This window comes from Trinickia sp. (genome assembly GCF_051961175.1).
GTDB lineage: Bacteria > Pseudomonadota > Gammaproteobacteria > Burkholderiales > Burkholderiaceae > Trinickia.
In genome coordinates this window covers 1-5108 of the sequence record NZ_JBQCDN010000458.1, presented here as the reverse complement: position 1 = coordinate 5108, position 5108 = coordinate 1, and the positions used below count along the sequence as shown (strand labels likewise).

Genomic DNA, 5108 nt, shown 5'->3' with positions numbered 1-5108 from the left:
GACGAGTCCCGTGGGCACGTGCGTCCCGCGCACGGCCGACTCGGGCTTGTTGATGGGTGGTCCACCCGCGCCGGCCGCGCGGAACGTGTCGATCCGCAACTCGGCCGGGTTGATCTCCACTTCGCCGATCTCATCGGCTTCGGGCATGACGGCCACGGTACACGCCGAGGTATGGATCCGGCCTTGCGTTTCAGTGGCTGGCACGCGCTGAACGCGATGTCCGCCCGATTCGAACTTGAGGCGCGAATAGGCGCCCTGGCCCGCGATGCGAACGATCACTTCCTTATAGCCGCCCAGATCGGACCCGCTCTCGGACATCGTTTCAACCTGCCAGCGCTGCCGTTCGGCATAGCGCAGGTACATGCGCAGCAAATCGCCCGCGAACAGCGCGGATTCGTCGCCGCCGGTGCCGGCGCGAATTTCGAGGAAGATGTTGCGCTCGTCGTTCGGATCCTTCGGCAGCAGCATTTTGCGCAGATCTTCTTCGAACTGCGTCATTCGGTCGCGCGATGCCCGCACTTCCTCCTCGGCGAACCCGCGCATCGACGCATCCGACATCAGTTCCTGAGCCGTCGCGGCATCGAGCCGCGCCTGGCGCCAGTGCGCGTAATGTTCGACGACAGGGCCGATTTCGGCGTGCTCGCGCGTGAGCTTACGGTACTGATCGAGATTGGCCGTCACGTCGCCGCGGCTCAGGAGGTCGTTCAGTTCGGCCAGCCGTGTCGTGAGCTGGTCGAGCTTGTGTTGCATGCTCGTTTTCATGTGCGGAGCGAGGCTCCCCGAAAAGAAAGTGAAAGGGTGAGACAGCAGGACGCGTGAACCGGCGCTCGAGCGCGGTGAGCGCCGCTAATGTTCGGACGAATCCGAATCCGAGGGCTTGGCGTGCCCATAGAAGCCGCTGAGCAATTCGACAAGCGTGGCCCGCTCGTCACTGCCTGCACGGTTGAGCGCGTGCGTCGGGCCATGAATCAGCTTGTTCGTCAGCGATTGCGACAGCGCTTCAAGGACGGCGGCGGGATCGTCGCCGCGCGACAGCATCTTCATCGCGCGATCGAGTTCGGTACGGCGGAGCGCATCGGCCTGCGTGTGCATATGACGGATCACGGGCACGACGCTGCGCGTATCGAGCCATTGCATGAAGCCTTGCACGCGCGTTTCGATAATCGCCTCGGCCTGAGCGACGGCCGCCTGGCGCGAGGCATTGCCTTCGCGCACGATCGCGCCGAGATCGTCCACCGTGTAAAGAAACACGTCTTGCAGCTCGGCGACTTCCGGTTCGATGTCGCGCGGTACCGCCAGATCGACCATGAAGATCGGGCGGCGGCGCCGCGCCTTGACCGCGCGCTCGACGGCCCCGAGGCCGATGATCGGCAATGTCGAAGCCGTGCACGAGACGATGATGTCGAATTCGTGCATCCGCGCCGGTAGCTCGGCGAGCGGCATCGCATGGCCGCCCAGACGCTCCGCGAGCTTCGCGCCGCGCTCGATCGTGCGATTGGCGATGACGAGCTCGCGCGGCTCTTGTGCCGCGAAGTGCGTCGCGCACAGCTCGATCATCTCGCCGGCGCCGATGAACAGCACGCGCTGGTTCGAGATTTTGTCGAAGATCCGCTGAGCGAGCCGCACGGCCGCTGCGGCCATCGAGACCGACTGCGCGCCGACGGCGGTATTGCCGCGCACTTCCTTGGCAACCGCGAACGTGCGCTGAAAGAGCTGATTCAGGTAGGTGCCGAGCGCCCCCGCCTCAGACGCCGAGCGGACGGCGTTCTTCATCTGACCGAGGATCTGCGTTTCGCCGAGCACCATCGAATCGAGGCCCGAGGCGACGCGGAACGCGTGCCGGACGGCTTCCGACTGCGGCAGGGCATAAACGTGGGGGGCAAGCTCCTCCACCGATAGCCCGTGATAGCTCGATAGCCATTGCAGCGCAGCTTCGCGCGCGGCGCGATCGTCCGTGGCGCAGTAGAGCTCGGTTCGGTTGCAGGTGGAGAGTATGGCGGCTTCGGGGGCGGCGAGCGACGGGCGCCCCCGCCACTGGCCCTGAAAGGCATCCAGCGCCGGCTTCAATTGCTCGAGCGGAAACGCCACGCGCTCGCGCAACGCGACGGGCGCCGTGTGGTGATTGATTCCGATCGTGAGCAGTTGCATACGTGGGGGAAGCCGTGTCCGCCGATAGCCGAGAGCGGCGCTGATATTTCAGCCGGTTATTATAGCGGTTCCACCCCGAAGCCCGCCGGGCATGTGCACGCGGGCGCGCAGTCGCAAAAATTGGATCGCGGCGGCCGGGGGCGCACAGTGCGTCGCGTGGCGAGCGCCGCCGCACTCGCCCGCTTCGCCCGTTCCCGCGGCGTTTCGCGGGCGGGGCGGCCAGCGGGTGGTGCGCGGTGCTTCGGCCGCTCCGCCGTGCCGGTACGGTATCCCGTCGGATCTTCCTAAAATAGAGACAATAAGAGACTCACTATGCGATTTGGCGGTTTTCTTCCTGGCTTTCATGGCGTTGCGTTCCCGAGCCAGCAGGCGATGAACGGCTCGGGCAGGTTTTGATGGGCTGGCCGGGCGTGATCGTACTGGGCCTTGCCATCGGATTGGCGGGCTGGTGGTTGCATCCGCTGCGCCGCTCGAGACGGGCGCGCCTTTCCCTTGCCTTGGTCTGCGGCGTCGTCGCCGCGGCCGCCGCCAAAATGGCCGGTGACGTTTCCGGTCTATTCCACGACGGCGAAACGCTCGAGTGGCCTGTCTGCACGGGCTTGGCGCTGATTGCCGTCGCCGCGGCGGTCGGTTTGTCCGCCCGCCGATGAACTTAGGTCTTCTCATGAACGATCGTCTTTCCCATGCCGCATCGGTCGGCGGATCGCCGTCACCGAGCGCCGGCCGTTTGGCCCGGCTGCGCGCGGCGATGGCCCGCGCAGGGCTCTCCGCCTATGTCGTGCCGTCGTCGGATCCGCATTTGTCGGAATATTTGCCGCAGCGGTGGCAGGCACGCCAATGGCTCTCGGGCTTTACCGGCTCGGCCGGCACGCTCGTCATCACGCACGATTTCGCGGGCGTGTGGGCCGATAGCCGCTACTGGGTGCAGGCCGAGGCGCAGCTCGCCGGGACCGGCATCCAGTTGATGAAAATGACGGGCGGCGCGCAGGCGCAGGCCCATGTCGATTGGCTCGCCACGCGGCTGAATGCGGGCGAGCGCGCCGGAGTAGACGGCGCGGTACTCGGTCTTGCCGCCGCGCGCACGCTGCAAGCGGCACTGGGTGCGCGAGGGATCGAGCTTGTCACCGGTCAGGACCTGCTCGAATCGGTTTGGACCGACCGGCCGGCGCTGCCGGCGGCCCCGGTTTTCGAACACGTGCTGCCGGACGCCTGTATCGCGCGAGGTGAAAAGCTCGCCCTTGTGCGCGCGGCGATGCTTGAGGCCGGCGCCCAATGGCATTTCATCTCGACGCTCGACGATATTGCGTGGCTGACGAATCTGCGCGGTGCCGACGTCAACTTCAATCCGGTCTTCGTCGCACACGCGCTGGTCGGCCTCGACGCGATGACGCTGTTCGTCGGCGCGGGCAAGCTGCCGGCTGGCCTCGCCGAAGCGCTCGAGCGCGATGGCATCCGCCTGGCGCCCTACGAGCAAGCGCGTGCGGCACTGGCGGCACTGCCGGCGGGTTCGACGCTGCTCATCGATCCGCGGCGGGTGACCTTCGGATTGCGAGAAGCCGTGCCCTCGGGGGTGAACATCGTCGAAGCCGTGAATCCGTCGACGCTCGCGAAGTCGCGCAAGACGCCAGGCGAGGCGGAGTATGTGCGCCGGACCATGGAGCAGGACGGTGCGGCGCTCGCAGAATTCTTCTCATGGTTCGAGGGGGCGCTTGGGAACGAGACGATAACGGAGTTGACGATCGACGAACGGCTGACCGCCGCGCGTGCACGCCGGCCCGGCTTCATTTCGCCGAGCTTTGCGACGATTGCCGGCTTCAATGCGAACGGCGCGATGCCGCACTATCGCGCGACGGCGGACGCGCACGCGACGATCGAAGGCGACGGGCTGCTCCTGATCGATTCGGGCGGCCAATATGTGACGGGGACGACCGATATCACGCGCGTCGTGCCCGTCGGCTCGGTTTCCGAGGCGCAAAAGCGCGACTTCACGTTGGTCCTCAAGGGGATGATTGCGCTGTCGCGCGCGCGTTTTCCGCAGGGTATCCGCAGCCCGATGCTCGATGCGATTGCGCGCGCGCCGATGTGGGAGGCCGGCATCGATTATGGTCATGGCACGGGCCATGGCGTCGGCTATTTCCTGAACGTGCATGAGGGGCCGCAGGTCATTTCGCACTACGCGCCGGCCGAGCCGCAGACGGCGATGGAAGCGGGCATGATCACGTCGATCGAGCCCGGTGTGTATCGGGCGGGCCAATGGGGCGTGCGGATCGAAAACCTGGTGCTGAACCGTGCCGACGGGGACACCGAGTTCGGCTCCTTTCTGGCCTTCGAGACATTGACGCTATGCCCGATCGATACGCGCTGCATCCTGCCTGCGCTACTGCGAGAGGATGAACGCGCGTGGCTGAACGATTATCACGAGACGGTGCGCTCGCGCGTGTCGCCTTGGGTGGACGGTGCCGCCAAGGCGTGGCTCGAAGCACGGACACAACCTATTTGAAGTTCACGCGATAAAAGGACAAAACGTATGAAACCGAAGGTCGTCGTCTTCGATTTCGGCGGGGTGCTGATCGATTGGAGCCCCGACTATCTGTACCGCAAGCTGATTCCCGATGCGGACGAGCGGCGCCGCTTCCTGACGGAAGTGTGCACGATGGATTGGGTGGTGCGGCAAGACGGCGGTGAATCGATCGCGTCGGGCACCGAGGCGCTGATCGCCCGCTTTCCGCACGAAGCCGAGCGCATTCGCGCGTTCTACGGCCGTTGGCACGAAATGATCGGCGGCGTGTTTGCCGAAGCGGTCGCGCTGGTCGATAAACTGGAAGCCGCCGGCGTGCCGCTGTTCGGGCTGACGAATTGGTCGGATGAGACGTTCCCGTATGCCTGGGAGAACTTCCCCGTATTGCGCCGTTTTCGCGACATTGTCGTATCGGGCCGCGTGAAGCTCGTGAAGCCCGATC

The 5108-nt window shown here is 65.6% G+C and carries 5 protein-coding genes; 3 read left to right on the top strand and 2 right to left on the bottom strand.

The annotated features are described in order from the left end of the window. Positions 1–762 (bottom strand): peptide chain release factor 1 (locus tag ACTHL0_RS26025; RefSeq protein ID WP_440569955.1); only part of this gene is annotated, 762 nt, incomplete at its 3' end. An 84-nt stretch (positions 763–846) separates the two neighbouring features. Then, positions 847–2148, bottom strand: coding sequence for a glutamyl-tRNA reductase (gene hemA, locus ACTHL0_RS26020; RefSeq protein WP_440569953.1), 1302 nt, complete (start codon positions 2146–2148; stop codon positions 847–849). A 395-nt stretch (positions 2149–2543) separates the two neighbouring features. Between hemA and ACTHL0_RS26015 the strand changes: the two genes are divergently transcribed. The 3 genes from ACTHL0_RS26015 to ACTHL0_RS26005 form a co-directional block, all read left to right on the top strand. Then, the gene (locus ACTHL0_RS26015) at positions 2544–2798 is read left to right on the top strand and encodes a hypothetical protein (protein ID WP_440569952.1); all 255 of its coding nucleotides are present in this window, start codon (positions 2544–2546) and stop codon (positions 2796–2798) included. A gap of 14 nt (positions 2799–2812) precedes the next feature. Beyond that, positions 2813–4648, top strand: a complete 1836-nt coding sequence (locus ACTHL0_RS26010; RefSeq protein WP_440569951.1) for a M24 family metallopeptidase — start codon at positions 2813–2815, stop codon at positions 4646–4648. Positions 4649–4675: 27 nt separating this feature from the next. Further along, positions 4676–5108: HAD family hydrolase (locus ACTHL0_RS26005; protein ID WP_440569950.1), on the top strand; the 433-nt coding region annotated here is incomplete at its 3' end.

Coding starts and splice junctions, on each gene's coding strand:
- hemA (WP_440569953.1), bottom strand. CDS start 2,148: ATGCAACTGCTCACGATCGGAATCAATCACCACACGGCGCCCGTCGCG.
- ACTHL0_RS26015 (WP_440569952.1), top strand. CDS start 2,544: ATGGGCTGGCCGGGCGTGATCGTACTGGGCCTTGCCATCGGATTGGCG.
- ACTHL0_RS26010 (WP_440569951.1), top strand. CDS start 2,813: ATGAACGATCGTCTTTCCCATGCCGCATCGGTCGGCGGATCGCCGTCA.